General features: G+C 73.3%; 13 protein-coding genes. 9 read left to right on the top strand and 4 right to left on the bottom strand.

All coding sequences use genetic code 11. The features are described from left to right. Window positions 1-132 precede the first annotated feature (132 nt). The 3 genes from ctaD to V4Y03_RS02045 all read left to right on the top strand — a co-directional run bounded on the left by ctaD (window position 133) and on the right by V4Y03_RS02045 (window position 3,995). The gene (ctaD, locus tag V4Y03_RS02035) at window positions 133-1,842 is read left to right on the top strand and encodes an aa3-type cytochrome oxidase subunit I (RefSeq protein ID WP_443079713.1); all 1,710 of its coding nucleotides are present in this window, start codon (window positions 133-135) and stop codon (window positions 1,840-1,842) included. Further along, complete coding sequence (locus tag V4Y03_RS02040; RefSeq protein WP_332433773.1) at window positions 1,839-2,273, top strand: hypothetical protein; 435 nt, start codon at window positions 1,839-1,841, stop codon at window positions 2,271-2,273. Before ctaD ends, V4Y03_RS02040 begins: the two co-directional genes overlap by 4 nt. A 330-nt stretch (window positions 2,274-2,603) precedes the next feature. After that, window positions 2,604-3,995 (top strand): FAD-dependent oxidoreductase, encoded by a 1,392-nt coding sequence (locus V4Y03_RS02045; protein ID WP_332433774.1) that lies wholly within the window; start codon window positions 2,604-2,606, stop codon window positions 3,993-3,995. Between the two features lie 73 nt (window positions 3,996-4,068). On the opposite strand, the gene V4Y03_RS02050 is transcribed toward V4Y03_RS02045, so the two are convergent. Next, window positions 4,069-5,409 carry a DUF2252 domain-containing protein gene (locus tag V4Y03_RS02050; protein WP_332433775.1) on the bottom strand — a complete coding sequence of 447 codons (1,341 nt, stop codon included), beginning with the start codon at window positions 5,407-5,409 and terminating at the stop codon, window positions 4,069-4,071. Window positions 5,410-5,593: 184 nt separating this feature from the next. On the opposite strand from V4Y03_RS02050, the gene V4Y03_RS02055 reads away from it, so the two are divergent. After that, window positions 5,594-6,361 carry a GntR family transcriptional regulator gene (locus V4Y03_RS02055; RefSeq protein ID WP_332433776.1) on the top strand — a complete coding sequence of 256 codons (768 nt, stop codon included), beginning with the start codon at window positions 5,594-5,596 and terminating at the stop codon, window positions 6,359-6,361. Window positions 6,362-6,410: 49 nt separating this feature from the next. On the opposite strand, the gene V4Y03_RS02060 is transcribed toward V4Y03_RS02055, so the two are convergent. After that, window positions 6,411-7,943: an amino acid permease gene (locus tag V4Y03_RS02060; RefSeq protein ID WP_317875743.1), complete on the bottom strand. Its 1,533-nt coding sequence runs from the start codon at window positions 7,941-7,943 to the stop codon at window positions 6,411-6,413. Window positions 7,944-8,068: 125 nt separating this feature from the next. Further along, window positions 8,069-9,043: a hypothetical protein gene (locus tag V4Y03_RS02065; protein WP_317875742.1), complete on the bottom strand. Its 975-nt coding sequence runs from the start codon at window positions 9,041-9,043 to the stop codon at window positions 8,069-8,071. Between the two features lie 304 nt (window positions 9,044-9,347). Between V4Y03_RS02065 and V4Y03_RS02070 the strand changes: the two genes are divergently transcribed. The 5 genes from V4Y03_RS02070 to V4Y03_RS02090 all read left to right on the top strand — a co-directional run bounded on the left by V4Y03_RS02070 (window position 9,348) and on the right by V4Y03_RS02090 (window position 14,408). Next, the gene (locus tag V4Y03_RS02070; protein WP_332433777.1) at window positions 9,348-10,832 is read left to right on the top strand and encodes an FGGY family carbohydrate kinase; all 1,485 of its coding nucleotides are present in this window, start codon (window positions 9,348-9,350) and stop codon (window positions 10,830-10,832) included. Further along, window positions 10,829-12,247: an FAD-dependent oxidoreductase gene (locus V4Y03_RS02075; RefSeq protein WP_332433779.1), complete on the top strand. Its 1,419-nt coding sequence runs from the start codon at window positions 10,829-10,831 to the stop codon at window positions 12,245-12,247. The genes V4Y03_RS02070 and V4Y03_RS02075 overlap by 4 nt, the downstream gene beginning before the upstream one ends. 40 nt (window positions 12,248-12,287) lie before the next feature. After that, window positions 12,288-13,493, top strand: a complete 1,206-nt coding sequence (locus V4Y03_RS02080) for an FAD-dependent oxidoreductase (protein WP_332433780.1) — start codon at window positions 12,288-12,290, stop codon at window positions 13,491-13,493. Window positions 13,494-13,610: 117 nt separating this feature from the next. Beyond that, complete coding sequence (locus V4Y03_RS02085) at window positions 13,611-14,099, top strand: NUDIX domain-containing protein (RefSeq protein ID WP_332433781.1); 489 nt, start codon at window positions 13,611-13,613, stop codon at window positions 14,097-14,099. A 63-nt stretch (window positions 14,100-14,162) separates the two neighbouring features. Beyond that, a complete protein-coding gene (locus tag V4Y03_RS02090; RefSeq protein WP_317878544.1) occupies window positions 14,163-14,408 on the top strand; it encodes a hypothetical protein in 246 nt (81 codons plus the stop codon). Window positions 14,409-14,431: 23 nt separating this feature from the next. Here V4Y03_RS02090 and V4Y03_RS02095 read toward each other — a convergent pair whose 3' ends face one another. Then, entirely contained in the window at window positions 14,432-15,682 is a 1,251-nt protein-coding gene (locus V4Y03_RS02095) for a cytochrome P450 family protein (protein ID WP_332433783.1), read from the bottom strand. Between the last annotated feature and the right edge of the window lie 91 nt (window positions 15,683-15,773).

Here is a 15,773-nt window from a genome sequence, read left to right on the forward strand (position 1 = left end):
ACCGCTGGGCCCTGCCCGGGTCCGGGAGCCGGCCAGCAGCATGGGCGGGCGGCCGGGAAGGGCCGAGGCATCCCCCGTACACGGCCCTTCCCAGCCGTTCGAAACGCGAGCGGAAGTGGAGGTCTCCGTCCGGTGGACGAGGCACGCAGTATTCAGGTGAAGTCCAGTGAGCCTTCGCTCCTGGCCCCGACCGCCGGTGAGGGCAGCGGACGGCCCACGTGGGTGTCATGGCTGACGACGACCGATCACAAGCAGATCGGGACGCTCTATCTCTGTTCCGCGCTGTTCTTCTTCGTCATCGGGGGTGTCATGGCCCTGATGATGCGCGCCGAGCTGGCGCGCCCCGGCACGCAGATCATGTCGAACGAGCAGTTCAACCAGGCGTTCACCATGCACGGCTCGATCATGCTGCTGCTCTTCGCCATGCCGCTCTTCACCGGCTTCGCGAACTGGATCATGCCGCTGCAGATCGGCGCGCCCGACGTGGCCTTCCCCCGGCTGAACATGCTGGCCTACTGGCTCTACCTGTTCGGCTCGCTGATCGCCGCCGGGGGCTTCCTCACCCCCGGTGGGGCCGCGGACTTCGGCTGGTTCCTCTACGCGCCGCTCTCCGACGCCATCCACTCGCCCGGCCTGGGCGCCGACCTGTGGATCATGGGTGTCGCGCTCTCCGGTTTCGGGTCGATCGCGGGCGCGGTCAACTTCATCACCACGATCCTCTGCATGCGCGCCCCGGGGATGACGATGTTCCGGATGCCGATCTTCGTCTGGAACGTGCTGCTCACGTCCTTGCTCGTGCTGATGGTCTTCCCGGTTCTCGCCGCGGCGCTCTTCGCCCTCGAATGCGACCGGAAGTTCGGCTCGCACGTCTTCGACGCGGCGAACGGTGGCGCGCTGCTGTGGCAGCACCTCTTCTGGTTCTTCGGCCACCCCGAGGTCTACATTCTGGCCCTGCCGTTCTTCGGCATCATCTCCGAGGTCATCCCGGTCTTCAGCCGCAAGCCGATGTTCGGTTACATCGGTCTGGTGGCCGCGACCATCGCGATCGCCGGTCTGTCCGTGACCGTGTGGGCGCACCACATGTACGTCACCGGTGGCGTGCTCCTGCCGTTCTTCTCCTTCATGACGTTCCTCATCGCCGTACCGACGGGCGTGAAGTTCTTCAACTGGATCGGAACGATGTGGAAGGGGTCCCTGTCCTTCGAGACCCCGATGCTCTGGGCCACCGGCTTTCTCATGACCTTCACCTTCGGCGGTCTGACCGGCGTCATCCTGGCCTCGCCGCCGATGGACTTCCACGTCTCCGACTCGTACTTCGTCGTCGCGCACTTCCATTACACGCTGTTCGGCACGGTCGTGTACGCGATGTTCGCCGGCTTCCATTTCTGGTGGCCGAAGTTCACGGGCAAGATGCTCGACGAACGGCTGGGCAAGATCACCTTCTGGACCCTCACGGTGGGCTTCCACGCTACCTTCCTCGTCCAGCACTGGCTGGGTGCCGAGGGCATGCCGCGCCGGTACGCGGACTACCTCGACGCCGATGGCTTCACCGCCCTGAACACGGTCTCCACCATCGGTTCCTTCCTCCTTGGTCTCGCCTTCCTGCCGTTCTTCTACAACGTCTGGAAGACCGCCAAGTACGGCAAGAAGGTCGAGGTCGACGACCCGTGGGGCTACGGCCGTTCGCTGGAGTGGGCCACCTCCTGCCCGCCGCCGCGGCACAACTTCGTCGCCCTGCCTCGGATCCGCTCCGAATCCCCGGCCTTCGACCTGCACCACCCGGAGATCGCCGCCCTCGACCACCTCCAGAACAAGCCGGACGAGGCGGTGAGCCACCGATGACCGCGGCCGTGCTCGCCCTGGGCATCGGGGCCGCGACCGCCTCCGGGTGCGTCTGGTACATCCCCGCGATCACTGACATCCGCGCCGGCGCAGACCGCCCCGCATCCCTCCGAACGGCAGCCGTGGCCTGCCTCACCGGCTGGGCTGCCGCGGCGCTCGTCGTCCCCCTGCTGCTGACGTCGGCGCACTGGGCGCTCATAGGCGTTGTGGTGGGGGTGGGAGCGGCGGTGTCAGGAGCCCTGGCCATCCGCGGCCGGGCTCAGTACGCACGCGAACAGCGGGAAGAAGCCCGACGCTGGGCGGCGCTGCGCCACACGCCGCGAGCAGCCGCGTCCACCCGGCCAGGGCGGGTGTGGGTCGCCTGGGCCCTGGCCGGGCTCACCGCCGCACCCGGGGCGGCGGTGGCCGCGTCACTCCTCGCGGGCCGCTGACCGAAACGGCGCCCTGAGATGGTCACCGGACACGGAGGATGGCCATCGTGCCCATCGCCGCGTGGTCGAGCATGCGGCAACTTCTCGTCCGCGCAGAAGAGCCAGAGCCCGCTCGGGCGGGTCCAGACCCATGGGACTCCGTCGGAGGGCACCGCCAGGGATGTCCTGGCGGGCTACCCGAAGCCCGCGGGTCCGCTCGAACGTGCACATGCCATGTCCGTCACCCTATGCCGTGCACCCGGTGGCCGAAACCGCGCGGCGGTGGCGGGCCGTGGTTCGTGCCCTTGTGGATACTGGGTCGTTGGAGTTCCACTACGCGAAGGGGCGGGTATGGACGACGACTTGGGCCGCCGGGTGACACGTCACGCGGTGGTCATCGGGGGAAGTCTCGCCGGGATGCTGGCCGCTCGGGTGCTGGCCGAGCACGCGGAGAAGGTGACGGTCGTCGAGCGCGACCGCTTCCCCGAGGGGCCGGAGACGCGGCCCGGCGTTCCGCAGGGGCGGCACCTGCATGTGCTCATCGCCGGCGGGCAGCAGGCGCTCGACGAACTGCTTCCCGGCTTCATACAGGAGCTGCGGGAGCTCGGCGCGCCCAAGGTGGGCGTCCCCGAGGACATGGTCCAGTGGCAGGACGGCCAGTGGTTCCGGCGTACGCCCGCGACCGCCCACTTCTACACCGGTCCCCGCCCGCAGCTGGAGTGGCTGGTGCGGCAGCGCGTGCTCGCCGATCCCCGGATCGAGCTGGTCGACGGCACCGAGACCGTGGGCCTGACCGGCGACTCCGCGCGCGTGCGCGGCGTTCGGCTGCGGGAGCGCGGCGCGGGGGCCGGCAAGGAGACCCGTACCCTCGCCGCCGATCTGGTCGTCGACGCCTCCGGGCGGTCGACGAAGGCCGCCGACTGGCTTGCGGGCATCGGCGCCGAGGCCCCGCACGAGGAGACTCTCGACACCGGTCTGGCGTACGGCACCCGCGTGTACCGCACCACCGCGCAGGACACCGACACCGACGCGCGCGGCTACTACGTCGTCCCCAACCCCACCCAGGTGTACGGCGGAGTCGTCCTGCCCCTCGGCGACGGGCGCCATCTCGTCACCCTCTCCGGGCTGCGCGGCGACGAGCCCCCCAGCGAGGACGGCGCGTTCGAGGAGTACGCGAAGCGGCTGCCGCACCCGGTGATCAGCGACTGGCTCGCCCGGGCCGAGCCGGAGTCCCCCGTGTACGGATTCCGCCGGACCGCCAACATCCGTCGCCGCTACGACCGTCCGGGCCGCCGTCCGGCCGGATTCCTCGCCACCGGCGACGCCCTGTGCGCCTTCAACCCCATCTACGGACAGGGCATGGCCGTCGCCGCGCTCAGCGCCGTCGCGCTCCGCCGGGCGCTCGCCGACCCCAGGCGCACCCCGACCACCCGCGTGGTGCAGCGCGCACTGCTCGACGCCTCGAAGCCGGCCTGGGACATCTCGGCCGGAGCCGACAAGAAGATGCCCGGCGCTACGGGCGACGCCGTAAAGCCGGCTCCGCTGGACAAGGTCGTCGGCTGGTACCTGCGCCGGGTGCAGGCGCGGTCCGCCGGCGATCCCGTCGTGGGCACGCCCTTCCGCGCGGCGCTGAACCTGACCGCCCCGCTGACCGGCGTCTTCGCCCCCTCGGTCGCCCGGGCGGTGCTCTTCGGGCCGGTGGCCGAGACACCGGTGGAGCCACCTCTGCGCCGCGAGGGGTGAGGCGTAGGGCGTAGGGCATTGGGGGTGGGCGGGATACTGGCGGGGGCCGCGCCGTCCACCCCCGCCGTCCCCGTCACGTACCCGGCGCCGCCGTCACCATCCCCGCCGCTATCGCCGCGCCGAGCGCCGCGTAGTCGTCGGCGTTCTGGCCCGCGTAGGTGAGCGCGAAGTCGGCGATCGCCCGGTCGAAGACATCGGACCCGCCGAGGTAGGACGCGATGGCGATGCGGTCGCCCGAGCGGGCGTGCGCGCGGGCCAGGGCCCGGCCGCAGAGCCGTGCGTACTCCCGCAGCAGCGACGGTGACATGGTCTCGACCTCGGCCGAGCCCTTCATGTCGCGCAGCTGGCGCCAGTAGAAGTGCCGTTGCTCGGGTCCGGTCATCCAGCCGAGGAAGATGTCGCTGGCGGCCTGGGTGAGGCGCTGGCCGGACACGACGCGGCGCCCCTGGTGGGAGTGGGCGCTCGGCGCCAGGTACGGCTCAAGGACGGAGGGGCCCGCCTCCTTGACCTGGAGGATGAGCGGGTCCCCCTCGTCGCGCCCTTCGAGGAGGATGACGAAGCAGCGGGTGCCGACGCTGCCGACGCCGACGACCTTGCGGGCGGCGTCGCGGAAGCGGTAGCGGTCGAGCAGGACGCGGCGCTCCTCGGCGAGGGAGCTGCGGTAGTCGCTGAAGATCTTGCCGATGGTGACCCGGTCGATGTCCGTGGTCCGTTCGAGGAGCGGCGGGTCGTCGACGATGTGCCGGGCGCCGGTCGCGTCGGCCTCGGTGAGCTTGCCGAGGGCCTGGAGGCTGGTGCGGCGGCGGGCGCGGGCGAGCCGGTCGGTGAAGCGGGCGCGGTCGCCGCGGCGGACGAGCGGGACGAGGTCGTCGGCGGCGATGCGCTCGTACCAGACGGTGAGTTCGCCGAGGCCGGCGAGGTGGCGCATCTGGGTGCGGTACGACTCGGTGGCGACGAGGGCGGCGCGGTGGGCCTTGGCCTTGGTGCTGCCGTTCTGGAGGGCGGCGGCGGTGACGCTGGCGGCGAGCCGTTTCACATCCCATTCGAAGGGCCCGGGGAGCGTCTCGTCGAAGTCGTTGACGTCGAAGAGGAGCGCCCGTTCGGGTGAGGCGTACACCCCGAAGTTCAGGAGGTGGGCGTCGCCGCAGAGCTGGACGGTGAGTCCGGTGTGGCCCTGGGCGGCGAGGTCGGCGGCCATGACGGCGGCGGCACCGCGCAGGAAGGCGAAGGGGGAGGCCGCCATCCGGGCGTACCGGAGGGGGACGAGGTCGGGGAGCCGGTCGAGGGACTGGCGTTCCAGGACGTCGATGGGGTCGGGGCGCTGGGAGCTGGGTATCCAGCGGCCGTGGGAGGACCGGGGAACCTTCTTGCGGGCCGCCTTGCCCCGCGCGGCGCGCTCCGACGGTGTCGTCATCCGGCCTCACCCGCCTTTCCCGCCGACGCGGTCCGGTACCCGTCACCTGCCCCCTCATTACAAGCGGCCACGACCGTTTCGGCCACTCTGCCCGACCGGCCTAGCTAAATGGTTTAGACCAATGATAGGAATTGATCACCCATCCGACCCTTGCGGTCACGCTGAGCGAAGAGAGGGTTTGATCATGGCCGAGCCCGATTCCGAGGCGGCGGCGGACGCGCCGCTCTATCTCCGGGTCGCCGCCGCACTGCGCGAGGACCTCGCCGACCGGCGCATCTCCCCCGGCAGCCGGCTCCCTTCGGAACGATCCCTGTCCCAGTGCCACCACGTCAACCGGCAGACCGTGCGCAGCGCACTCCAACTCCTGCGGGACGAACGGCTGGTGGTCACCGACCGGCGCGGCACGTTCGCCGCCCCGGCCGAGGCGGGCGGAGCCGGGGGCGAGCCCGTCGTCCCGGTTCCGACGGCCGGCCGGCCGACCTTCCCCGGCGGCCCGCGCGCGGCGGAGGCGCTCGTCCGGGCCTCCCTCACCTGGGAGCCGCCGCCCGCTCCGCTGGCGCCGCGCCTCCTGCTCACCCCGGGCGAACCGACCCTCGTGCACCGGCACACGGTGCTCGGACCGCAGGGCGCCGCGCTCCAGCGGGCGGTGTCGTGGTTCTCCCGGCCCGCGCTGGCCGAGATCCCGCAGCTGTCGCGCTACCGGCGGGGGCGGGACTGCCGTCAGCAGCCGGACCTGCGGCTGCTCTACCACTGGATGCACCAGGCGGGGCTGCGGATCACCCACCGGGAGTCGGTGGGCGTGCCGCCCGGGCCGACCACGACGACGGCCGGCGGCGCGGCCCGGCTGGTCGTCCACCGGGTGGTGAGCGACCAGCACGGCCACGCCCTGGAGATCACGGACATCGACTTCTCGGCCCGGTCGGCGGCCTGGACGTACGAGTTCAGCGCCTGACGGTGTCTCCGGCTCCTGTCCGGTAAGGGGACAGGAGCCGGGTCCGGCGTCAGACGATGCCCTCGGCGATCTCCGCCTCCTCGCGGGCGTTGCCGTACGCCGTCGGGGTGCCGTACGAGCGGCGGGCGACGTACCACCAGACGCTGGCGAGGACGAGGACGACGGCCAGCGCGATCACGGCGTAGTTCATGGTATCGACCGTCACCGGCGACTTCTGCGGAAGACAGAACAGCACGGTCACCAGCGCCACCCAGACGACGGCGGTCCAGCCGATGGGCTTGCTCCAGCGGCCCAGGCTCCACGGGCCGGGGGTGAACCGGTTCCCGGCGCGCAGCCGCAGGTAGATCGGGATGGCGTAGGCGGGCGTGATGCCGATGACGTTGATCGCGGTGACGGCGCCGTAGGCGGTGGCCGAGTACAGCGAGGGGACGGCGAGCAGCGCGGCGATGCCCACCGCCAGCCAGACGGCGGGGACCGGGGTCTGGGTGCGTCCGCTGACCTTCCGCCAGATCGCCGAGCCGGGAAGGGCGTTGTCGCGGCTGAAGGCGAAGACCATCCGGCTGGCGGCGGCGACCTCGGCGTTGCCGCAGAAGAGCTGGGCGACGATCACGACGAGGAGCAGGGCGGTGGCGCCGCCGGAGCCGAGCGCGTCCAGGAGGATCTGGGCGGGCGGGACCCCGGTGGCGCTGTTCTGCGTGGCGGCGTAGTCCTGGATGGCGAAGCTCAGCCCGGCGAGCAGGGCGAATCCGGCGATCCAGGAGACCCAGATGGCCCGCACGATGCCCTTGGCGGCGGTGACGGAGGCGTTGGAGGTCTCCTCGGAGAGGTGGGCCGAGGCGTCGTAGCCGGAGAAGGTGTACTGGGCGAGGAGCAGACCGATGGCGGCGACGTAGAACGGGTTGGCCCATCCGGTGTCGTTGACGAACTCGGTGAAGACGAACTCGACGGACTGGTGCCGGTCGGGGACGAACGCGAGGGCGCCGACGATGATCGCCACACCGGCCAGGTGCCACCAGACGCTGATCGAGTTGAGCACGCTGACCAGGCGGACGCCGAAGAGGTTCAGGACGGCGTGGAGCAGCAGGATCGCCAGGAAGATCAGGAAGGTGGATCCCGCGGTGGGCTCGAAGCCCCACTGGAGGTTGAGGAACGCTCCGGTGAAGAGGGCGGCGCCGTAGTCGATGCCGGCGATGGCGCCGAGCAGACCGAGCAGATTGAGCCAACCGGTGTACCAGCCCCAGCGACGGCCGCCGAGCCGGTCGGCCATGTAGTAGAGGGCGCCGGAGGTCGGGTAGGCGCTGGTGACCTCGGCGAGGGCGAGACCGACGCACAGCACGAACAGCCCGACGCCGGCCCAGCCCCAGAGCATGACGGCGGGGCCGCCGGTGCCCATGCCGAAGCCGTAGAGGGTCATGCAGCCGGAGAGGACGGAGATGACCGAGAAGCTGATCGCGAAGTTGCCGAAGCCGCCCATGCGGCGGGCGAGGACGGGCTGGTAGCCCAGCTCTCTGAGTCTCGCCTCCTCGTCCTGGGCGGGCGGTGGTGTGCGTATCGGGTCGGCGGGAGCGTCGGCGCGGGACATGAGCGGGGTTCCTCCGGGGACGGGACGGGCTGAGGTGGGGGACGGGCGTACGGAGCGGGGCGGGTGGGTCAGGTGGGGCGTAGGAGCGGGGCGGGCGAGACGGGCTGGTGAGGCCGGGGCGGCCGTCAGCCGCTGAGGCAGCGGGCTCGGGCGCGCAGGAAGACCTCTTCGGCCAGGGCGCGGTCGTCCGGATCGGGCGTCCGGTACGCCCACGGCAGGGTGGTGTAGTACGGGCCGAGCGCCTCGAAGACGCGGGCGGCGTCGGCGAAGCGGAGGGCGCCGTAGAGGGCGTGCGCGAGATGGTTGAGGTCGAGCAGCGAGGCGTCGTCGGTGGCGGTGAAGAGGAACCAGGTGTCCAGGGCGCGGCGGGCGTCGCGTACGGCGTCCTCGGCCACCCAGTGGAGGTCGAGGGCGCGCTCCTGGCCGCGCTCGCGCCGGTAGCGCTCGACGCGTACGTAGAGCGGGAGGGCGTGCAGGGCGGAGCCGAGGGGGGCGGAGGAGGCCGCCCAGTGGGAGTAGTTGACGGCCTCGGAGAGCGGTCCCGGGCGCCGGGCGTAGACGAACTGGAGCATGCGGTGGTGCGCCTCGCGGTTGTACGGGTCGCGCTTCTCCGCCTCCGCGAGCAGGCCCCAGGGTCCGGGCGGCAGCATCGGGGCGGGCGGGGTGAGCCGGTGCTCGGCCATGCGCTGGCGCCCGTCGAGAGCGGCGAGGGCGATCAGGCCCACCCACGGCACGGGGTCCTCGGGGGACCGGTCCGCGGCGTCGCGGCAGGCGGTCCAGGCCTCCTGCCAGAGTTCCCGGGTCCGGGGGTGGCCGGCGCGGTGGGCGCGTACGGCGCGCTCCACGCTGACGCGGCTGTGCATCACGGCGGCGGCCTGGCTGTCGGGCTGTTCGGCGCGCCAGATGTGGACGACGTCGGTGCCGGCGGCGACGGCGGCGAGGACCTGGGTACGGCGGGTCCAGCCGTCCCAGTCCGAGGTCTCGTCGAGGAGCCGGGCCATGGCCACCCAGCGGCCGGTGCGTAAGTCCTGGAGGACGTTGCGCAGGGCGTGGTCGTGGCCCGCGGGATGGTAGACGGGGCGGAAGCCGTGTCCGGCCATCAGGGGGTGGGTGGTGGTGTGGGTGACATGGGTCCTCGGTGGATGGAGGGGGTGGTCAGTCCCCCGGCGGGCGTCCCGGCCGTTGATCGGCGATCACTATAGAGGGCTCTGGACTCGACCGGTCCACTTTCTTTTGGGACAGTAACTATTAAGCCAACGACCGAATTTGACTTACCGTCAGGTAGGTCGCTGGAACCTGACGGGGTCCCGCGCCAGGGCTTGACGAAGACCCGTCACGACGGCACCCTGACCCTTTTCGGTGACCGGATGATCACCGAGCGACCCCGGCGACAGGAGCGGCACGATGACGGGCGGCCCGGTACTCGCCGTCGACCAGGGCACCTCGGGCACCAAGGCGCTCGTCCTCTGCCCCGAGCGCGGAGTCATCGGCAGCGGCACGGCCCCGGTACGGCCCCGCTATCTGCCGGGAGGCCTGGTCGAGGTCGACCCGCGTGAGCTGTACGACTCCGTGGTCACCGCCGGGCGCGCGGCGCTCGCCGAGGCGGGCACCCCGGTCGTGGCCGTCGGCCTCGCCAACCAGGGCGAGACCGTCCTCGCCTGGGACCCGGCCACCGGCGAACCGCTCACGGACGCGCTCGTCTGGCAGGACCGCAGAGCGGCCCCGATCTGCGCCGAACTCGACGGCCACGCCGAGCAGTTGAGGCACATCACCGGACTTCCGGTGGACCCGTACTTCGCCGCTCCCAAGATGGCCTGGATCCGCCGCCACGCCACCGGCTCGGGCGTGGTCACGACCAGCGACGCCTGGCTCGTCCACCGGCTCACGGGCGCCTTCGTCACCGACGCGGCCACCGCGGGACGGACCGGGCTCCTCGACCTGGACACGGTCGCGTGGTCGGGGACCGCGCTCGATCTGTACGGCCTGGGCGGCGAACGGCTCCCCCAAGTCGTGGACTGCGACACCCCGGTCGGCACCACGCACGCCTTCGGCCCGCCGCTCCCCCTCACCGGCCTCCTGGTCGACCAGCAGGCGGCACTGCTCGCGCAGAGCGCCGACGACCCCGCCGCGGCCAAGTGCACCTACGGCACGGGCGCCTTCCTCCTCGCGCAGACCGGCCCCGAGCCCCACCGCGCGACCTCGGGACTCGTCGGCTGCGTCGCCTGGCGGCTGCGCGGCCGGGTCGCCCACTGTCTCGACGGGCAGGTGTACACGGTCGCCTCGGCCGTACGGTGGCTCACCGACCTCGGCGTCATCTCCGGGGCGGAGGACATCGACGCCGTCGGCGGCGGGGTGCCCGACACCGGCGGGGTCACCTTCGTTCCCGCGCTCGCCGGGCTCGCCGCGCCCTGGTGGCGGGGAGACGTACGCGGCTCGATCGGCGGCCTCGGCCTGGACACCACCCGGGGCCATCTCGTCCGCGCCCTGTGCGAGGGCATCGCCGCCCAGGTCGTGGACCTCGCCGCGGCCGTCGCCGCGGACCGGGGCGCGCCGCTCACCTCGCTGCGCGCCGACGGCGGGCTCACCCGGTCGGCCCTGCTCATGCAGGCCCAGGCCGATCTGCTGCAACTCCCCGTCGAGGTCTCCTCGTCGCCCGACGCGACGGCGCTGGGGGTGGGCGCGGTGGCCCGGCTGGGCCACGAACCGGGACTCACGCTCCGTGAGGCCGTACCCGTGTGGAAGCCCTCGGCCGTGTACGAACCCCGGATCTCGGCCGACGAGGCGGAGGCCCGTCTCGCCCGGTTCCGGGCGGAGGTGTCGGCGGTGGTGGACCGGACGGGGGCGGGAGCAGGGGCGGCGGGCGGCTCGGGTTCCGGTGGGGCCGGATGAGCGTCAGCCGTACGGGTCCCCTCCCGGTGGGTTCAGGGGCGGAGTACGACGTGGTGGTCGTCGGCGCGGGCGTCGTCGGCTCCGCCATCGCCCGCACACTGGCCCGCCACCCGCTGAGGGTCGCGCTCGTGGATGCGGCGAACGACGTCGGCGACGGTACGTCGAAGGCCAACACCGCCATCCTGCACACCGGTTTCGACGCCACCCCCGGCACCCTGGAGGCCCGCCTCGTCCGTGAGGGACACCGGCTGCTCTCCGCGTACGCGCGGGAGACCGGCATCCCCGTGGAACCGGTGGGCGCCCTGCTCGTCGCCTGGGACGAGCAGCAGCGCGCCGCCCTCCCCCGCCTCGCCGAGAAGGCCGCACGCAACGGGCATCACGCCACCCGCATGCTCACCGCCGCCGAACTCCGGTCGCGGGAACCGCACTTGGGTCCCGGCGCGCTCGCCGCGCTCGAAGTGCCGGGCGAGGCGGTGATCTGCCCGTGGACGACCACCCTCGCCTACGCCACCCAGGCCGTCCGCTCCGGGGTGGACCTGCATCTCGACTGCCGGGTGGAGAAGGTCCGTCCGGGCGATCCGTACCACCGGCTCGTCACCCGGCGCGGGGTGCTGCGGGCGCGTCACCTCGTGAACGCCTGCGGGCTGCACGCCGACGCGTTCGACGCGCTCGTCGGCCGCGAGGACTTCACCGTCACCCCGCGCCGGGGCCAGCTCCTGGTCTTCGACAAGTTCGCCCGCGACCTCGTACGGCACATCCTGCTTCCCGTGCCGGGGCCGCTCGGCAAGGGGGTCCTCGTCGCGCCGACGGTGTACGGCAACGTCATGCTCGGCCCCACGGCCGAGGACCTCACCGACAAGACCGCCACCGGCACCACGGCGGAAGGGCTCGCAGGCCTCCGCGAGCAGGGCGGCCGGATCCTGCCCGCCCTGCTCGACGAGGAGGTGACCGCGGTCTACGCCGGGCTGCGGGCCGCCACCGGCCAGGAGGACTACCGGATCGCGGCCCACCCCGCACTCCGGTACGTCACGGTGGGCGGAATCCGCTCCACCGGGCTCACCGCCTCCCTGGCCATCGCCGAGCACGTACGCGGACTGCTCGCCGACTGCGGGCTCGACCCGGGCCCCGAACGACCGCCGGCCCGGGTCCGGATGCCGAACCTCGGAGAGGCCTTCCCCCGCCCGTACCGGGACGCCCGGCTGATCGCCCGCGACCCGGAGTTCGGGGAGATCGTCTGCCACTGCGAGCGGGTCACCCGGGGAGAGATCCGGGCCGCCCTCGCCTCCACGATCCCGCCGGGCGGTCTCGACGGACTGCGCCGCAGGACGCGCGCGCGTGGCGGCCGGTGCCAGGGCAACCACTGCGGCGCCGAGGTACGCGCGCTGTTCGAGGAGTACGGGGAGGGTGCCCGGTGAACCGGGATGCCGTCGCTCCGCGCGTACGGGAAGGGGCAGCGTGAACCGAACGGTGGACGTGCTCGTCGTGGGCGCCGGACCCGCCGGGCTGGCGGCGGCCACCCGTCTCGCGGCGGCCGGCGCCGGCCGCGTCGAAGTACTGGAGCGGGAGCGGGCGGCGGGCGGGGTCCCCCGGCACTGCGCCCGCCCCGGGTTCGGCGCGGACGCCCTGGGCGGCCCCCTGGACGGACCGGCCTACGCGCGGCGCGCCGTGCGGGCGGCGCTACGGGCAGGGGCGACCGTACGCACCGGCGTGTCGGCCACCGGCTGGGCCGGGCCGCTCACTCTGGACCTCACCGCCCCCAGCGGCCTCGAACGCGTCCGGGCGCGCGCGGTGGTCCTCGCGACCGGGGCCCGCGAACGTCCCCGCAGCGCACGGCTCGTGCCGGGCTCGCGGCCCGCGGGGGTGCTGACCTCCGGCGAACTCCAGCGGCTGACCGCCCCGTCCCGTAGGTGGCGGGAGCCCGTCGGGAAGCGGGCGGTGGTCGTCGGCGGCGAGCCCGTGGCCCGGAACGCCGTACGGACGCTGCGCGCGGCGGGCGTCGAGGTGGTGGCGGTCGTCGCCGAAGGCCGGGTGCGCCGGGCCGCGTTCGGGCCCGTCCCGGTGCTCGTCGGCACGGCCGTGGCGGAACTCCACGGCCGCGGTCGGCTCACCGGGGTCACGGTGCAGGCCGGGGACGGCCGCACGGCCACCCTGCGGTGCGACACCGTCGTCTTCACCGGCGACTGGATCCCGGACCATGAACTCGCCCGCGCCTACGGGCTTCCGCTCGTCCCCGGCACCCGGGGACCGGCGACGGACGGGGCCTTCCGCACCGCCGAGCCCGGGGTGTTCGCGGTCGGCAACCTGCTGCACGGCGGGGAACCGGCGCCGGTGGCCGCCGCCGAGGGCCGGGCGGCGGCGGACGCCGTGCTCGCCCTGCTCGACGGACGACCCTGGCCCACCCGCGGCGTACCGGTCGAGACGGCCGGTCCGCTGCGGTGGGTGACGCCCGGGCTCCTCGGCCCGGTGTCCGTGCCCCTCCTGGTGCGGCCCGAGCGGCGGCTCGTACGCCCCCTCCTGACCGTCGGCCAGGACGGTGTCGTGCTGCGGCGGGAGCGGCTGGACGGCACACTCGCCCCCTGGCGGTCGGTGCGGCTCCCGCCCCGCTGGTCGAGCGGAGTGGACCTCGCGGGCGGACCGGTGGTGGTCGGCGCGGAGGAGTGAGACGAGGGGGGCGGGCGGCCTCGCGATGACCTGTCCAGCGTCCGCCCCGGACTCCGGTGCGGGGCCCGGCGGAGTGGGGCCGGGCTCCGAGGGTGGTCCTTCGGTCAGACTGGGTCCATGTCGGACAAACGCAGCGCGGGTCTCCTGGTCTTCCGCCGTACGACGGGCGGGGACGTCGAAGTGCTCATCGGTCACATGGGCGGGCCCCTCTGGGCGTCCCGCGAACAGGCGGCCTGGTCGATCCCCAAGGGCGAGTACACGGCGGACGAGACGCCGGAGGCCGCCGCGCGCCGCGAGTTCGAGGAGGAACTGGGCCTTCCGGCGCCCGAGGGCGCGTGGCTGGAGCTCGGCGAGTCCCGGCAGCGCGGCGGGAAGCTCGTCACCGTCTGGGCCGTCGAGGGAACCCTCGATCCGGCCGCCGTCGTGCCGGGCACCTTCACCATGGAATGGCCGCCGCGGTCCGGTGTCCGGGGCGAGTTCCCCGAGATCGACCGGGTGGGCTGGTTCGCCCCGGAGACGGCCGCTCCGCTGCTCGTCGAGGGTCAGCGGGTGTTCCTGGAACGGCTGGTGGAGCGGCTGGCGGAACCGCCCGGCGACCGGGCCTGAGCGCCGTTGTCAGACCCGTACGAGAGGGTGGTGAGCGCCGAACTGTCGAGAGGGAGCCCGACAATGACCACCATCACCACCATCGAACGCAAGGCGGCCCAGGCGTACCTGCGGCTGCTCGAATCCACCCGGGCCGTGCTGACCGACCCCCAGCTCGCCCCGTACGCCGGGGTGATGCTCACCCGTCCGATGGCCGAGGCGGACGAGGCGCTCCGGGCGGCGGGCCTCGCGGGGAACGAGGACCGGCTGCTGCGGCTGGTCTCGTCCCTGCGGGACTCCCCCTCGACCGCGTGGGGCCGCACCGGCTGAACCGGCGGGCCCCGCGCGGTCCGTCAGCGGCCCAGCCGGACGGGGAGGGCCCGGACGCTGTTGCCCACGAAGCCGGAGTGGCGGGTCAGCTCGGACTCCGGGACGGCCAGGTCCAGGTCCGGGAAGCGGGTGAAGAGCGCCTCCAGGGCGACGGTCGCCTCCAGCCGGGCGAGCGGGGCGCCCAGGCAGTAGTGGGGCCCGTGGCCGAGCGAGAGGTGCTTCGCCGTCGTCGTACGGGTGAGGTCGAAGCGGTCGGCGTCCGGGCCGTGGGCCTCGGTGTCCCGGCCGGCCGCCGAGTATCCGGCCAGGACGGGGGTGCCCCGGGGGATCAGGGTGCCGTCGACCGTCAGGTCCCGGGTGGGGTAGCGGAACGGGAAGTAGCTGACCGGGCTGTCCCAGCGGAGGGTCTCCTCCACCACGTCCGCCCAGTCGGCCCGGCCCTCCTGGACCAGGGCGAGCTGGTCGCGGTGGGCGCAGAGCGCCCGGACCGCGTTGGTGACCAGGTTCAAGGTGGTCTCGTGCCCCGCGATGATCATCAGGAGCAGGGTGCCGATCAACTCGGGCTGGCTGAGCCGGTCGCCGCCCTCGTCGCGGGCGGCGATGAGGGCGCTGGTGAGGTCGTCGCCGGGGGTGGCGGCCTTCTCGGTGGCGATGGCGGCGAGGAGTCCGACGAGTTCCCGGTTGGCGGCGACGGCGCGTGCGGGCTCGGTGTCGGTGGCGACGACGAGGCTGGAGAGCCGGTGCAGTCGGTCCTGGTGGGCCGGGTCGACGCCGAGGAGTTCGCAGATGACGCCGAGCGGCAGCGGCAGCGCGTAGTTCCGGCGCAGGTCGGCGACGCCGTCGCCGGCTTCGGCGGCCTCGGCGAGTCCGTCGAGCAGTGCGGCGGTGACGGCCTCGACGCGGGGGCGGAGTTCGTCGACCCGGCGGGCGGTGAAGGCGCTGCTGACCAGGGCCCGCAGCCGGCGGTGGTCGGCGCCGTCCGCCGTCGTCATGCCCGGCACGGTGGCGAAGGTGCGCAGGGGCCAGCCGTCGGGTATCCGGCCCTCGGTGAGGGCAGTGAAGTGCTGGGGGCCCTTGGCGACCTCGGGATGGGAGAGGAAGTCGCGGAGGGCGTCGTGGCCGAGTACCGCCATGCCCTCGATCCCGCCGGGCAGGACCACCGGGGCGACGGCGCCCTCGGCGAGCAGCCGGGCGTTGTCGGCGTGCGGGCAGCCGCCCGCCGGGTCCAGCCGGTGCGGGGACCGGCCGGGGGCGGCGCTGTGCGGTGTGCTCACGGAGGAACTCCTGACTGAGGGGTACGGGGCCGGGGGCCCGGGAGGCCGGGGCGGTCGTGGTGGGGCGCTTGTGGTGGGACCGCCAGGGGTC

It is taken from the genome of Streptomyces sp. P9-A4, from assembly GCF_036634195.1.
Taxonomy (GTDB): domain Bacteria; phylum Actinomycetota; class Actinomycetes; order Streptomycetales; family Streptomycetaceae; genus Streptomyces.

Excerpts from the sequence above, each read along its gene's own strand:
- V4Y03_RS02090 (WP_317878544.1), top strand. The coding sequence starts at position 14,163 with ATGACCACCATCACCACCATCGAACGCAAGGCGGCCCAGGCGTACCTG.
- V4Y03_RS02085 (WP_332433781.1), top strand. The coding sequence starts at position 13,611 with ATGTCGGACAAACGCAGCGCGGGTCTCCTGGTCTTCCGCCGTACGACG.
- V4Y03_RS02050 (WP_332433775.1), bottom strand. The coding sequence starts at position 5,409 with ATGACGACACCGTCGGAGCGCGCCGCGCGGGGCAAGGCGGCCCGCAAG.
- V4Y03_RS02040 (WP_332433773.1), top strand. The coding sequence starts at position 1,839 with ATGACCGCGGCCGTGCTCGCCCTGGGCATCGGGGCCGCGACCGCCTCC.
- V4Y03_RS02055 (WP_332433776.1), top strand. The coding sequence starts at position 5,594 with ATGGCCGAGCCCGATTCCGAGGCGGCGGCGGACGCGCCGCTCTATCTC.
- V4Y03_RS02065 (WP_317875742.1), bottom strand. The coding sequence starts at position 9,043 with ATGGCCGGACACGGCTTCCGCCCCGTCTACCATCCCGCGGGCCACGAC.
- V4Y03_RS02070 (WP_332433777.1), top strand. The coding sequence starts at position 9,348 with ATGACGGGCGGCCCGGTACTCGCCGTCGACCAGGGCACCTCGGGCACC.
- V4Y03_RS02045 (WP_332433774.1), top strand. The coding sequence starts at position 2,604 with ATGGACGACGACTTGGGCCGCCGGGTGACACGTCACGCGGTGGTCATC.
- V4Y03_RS02075 (WP_332433779.1), top strand. The coding sequence starts at position 10,829 with ATGAGCGTCAGCCGTACGGGTCCCCTCCCGGTGGGTTCAGGGGCGGAG.
- V4Y03_RS02060 (WP_317875743.1), bottom strand. The coding sequence starts at position 7,943 with ATGTCCCGCGCCGACGCTCCCGCCGACCCGATACGCACACCACCGCCC.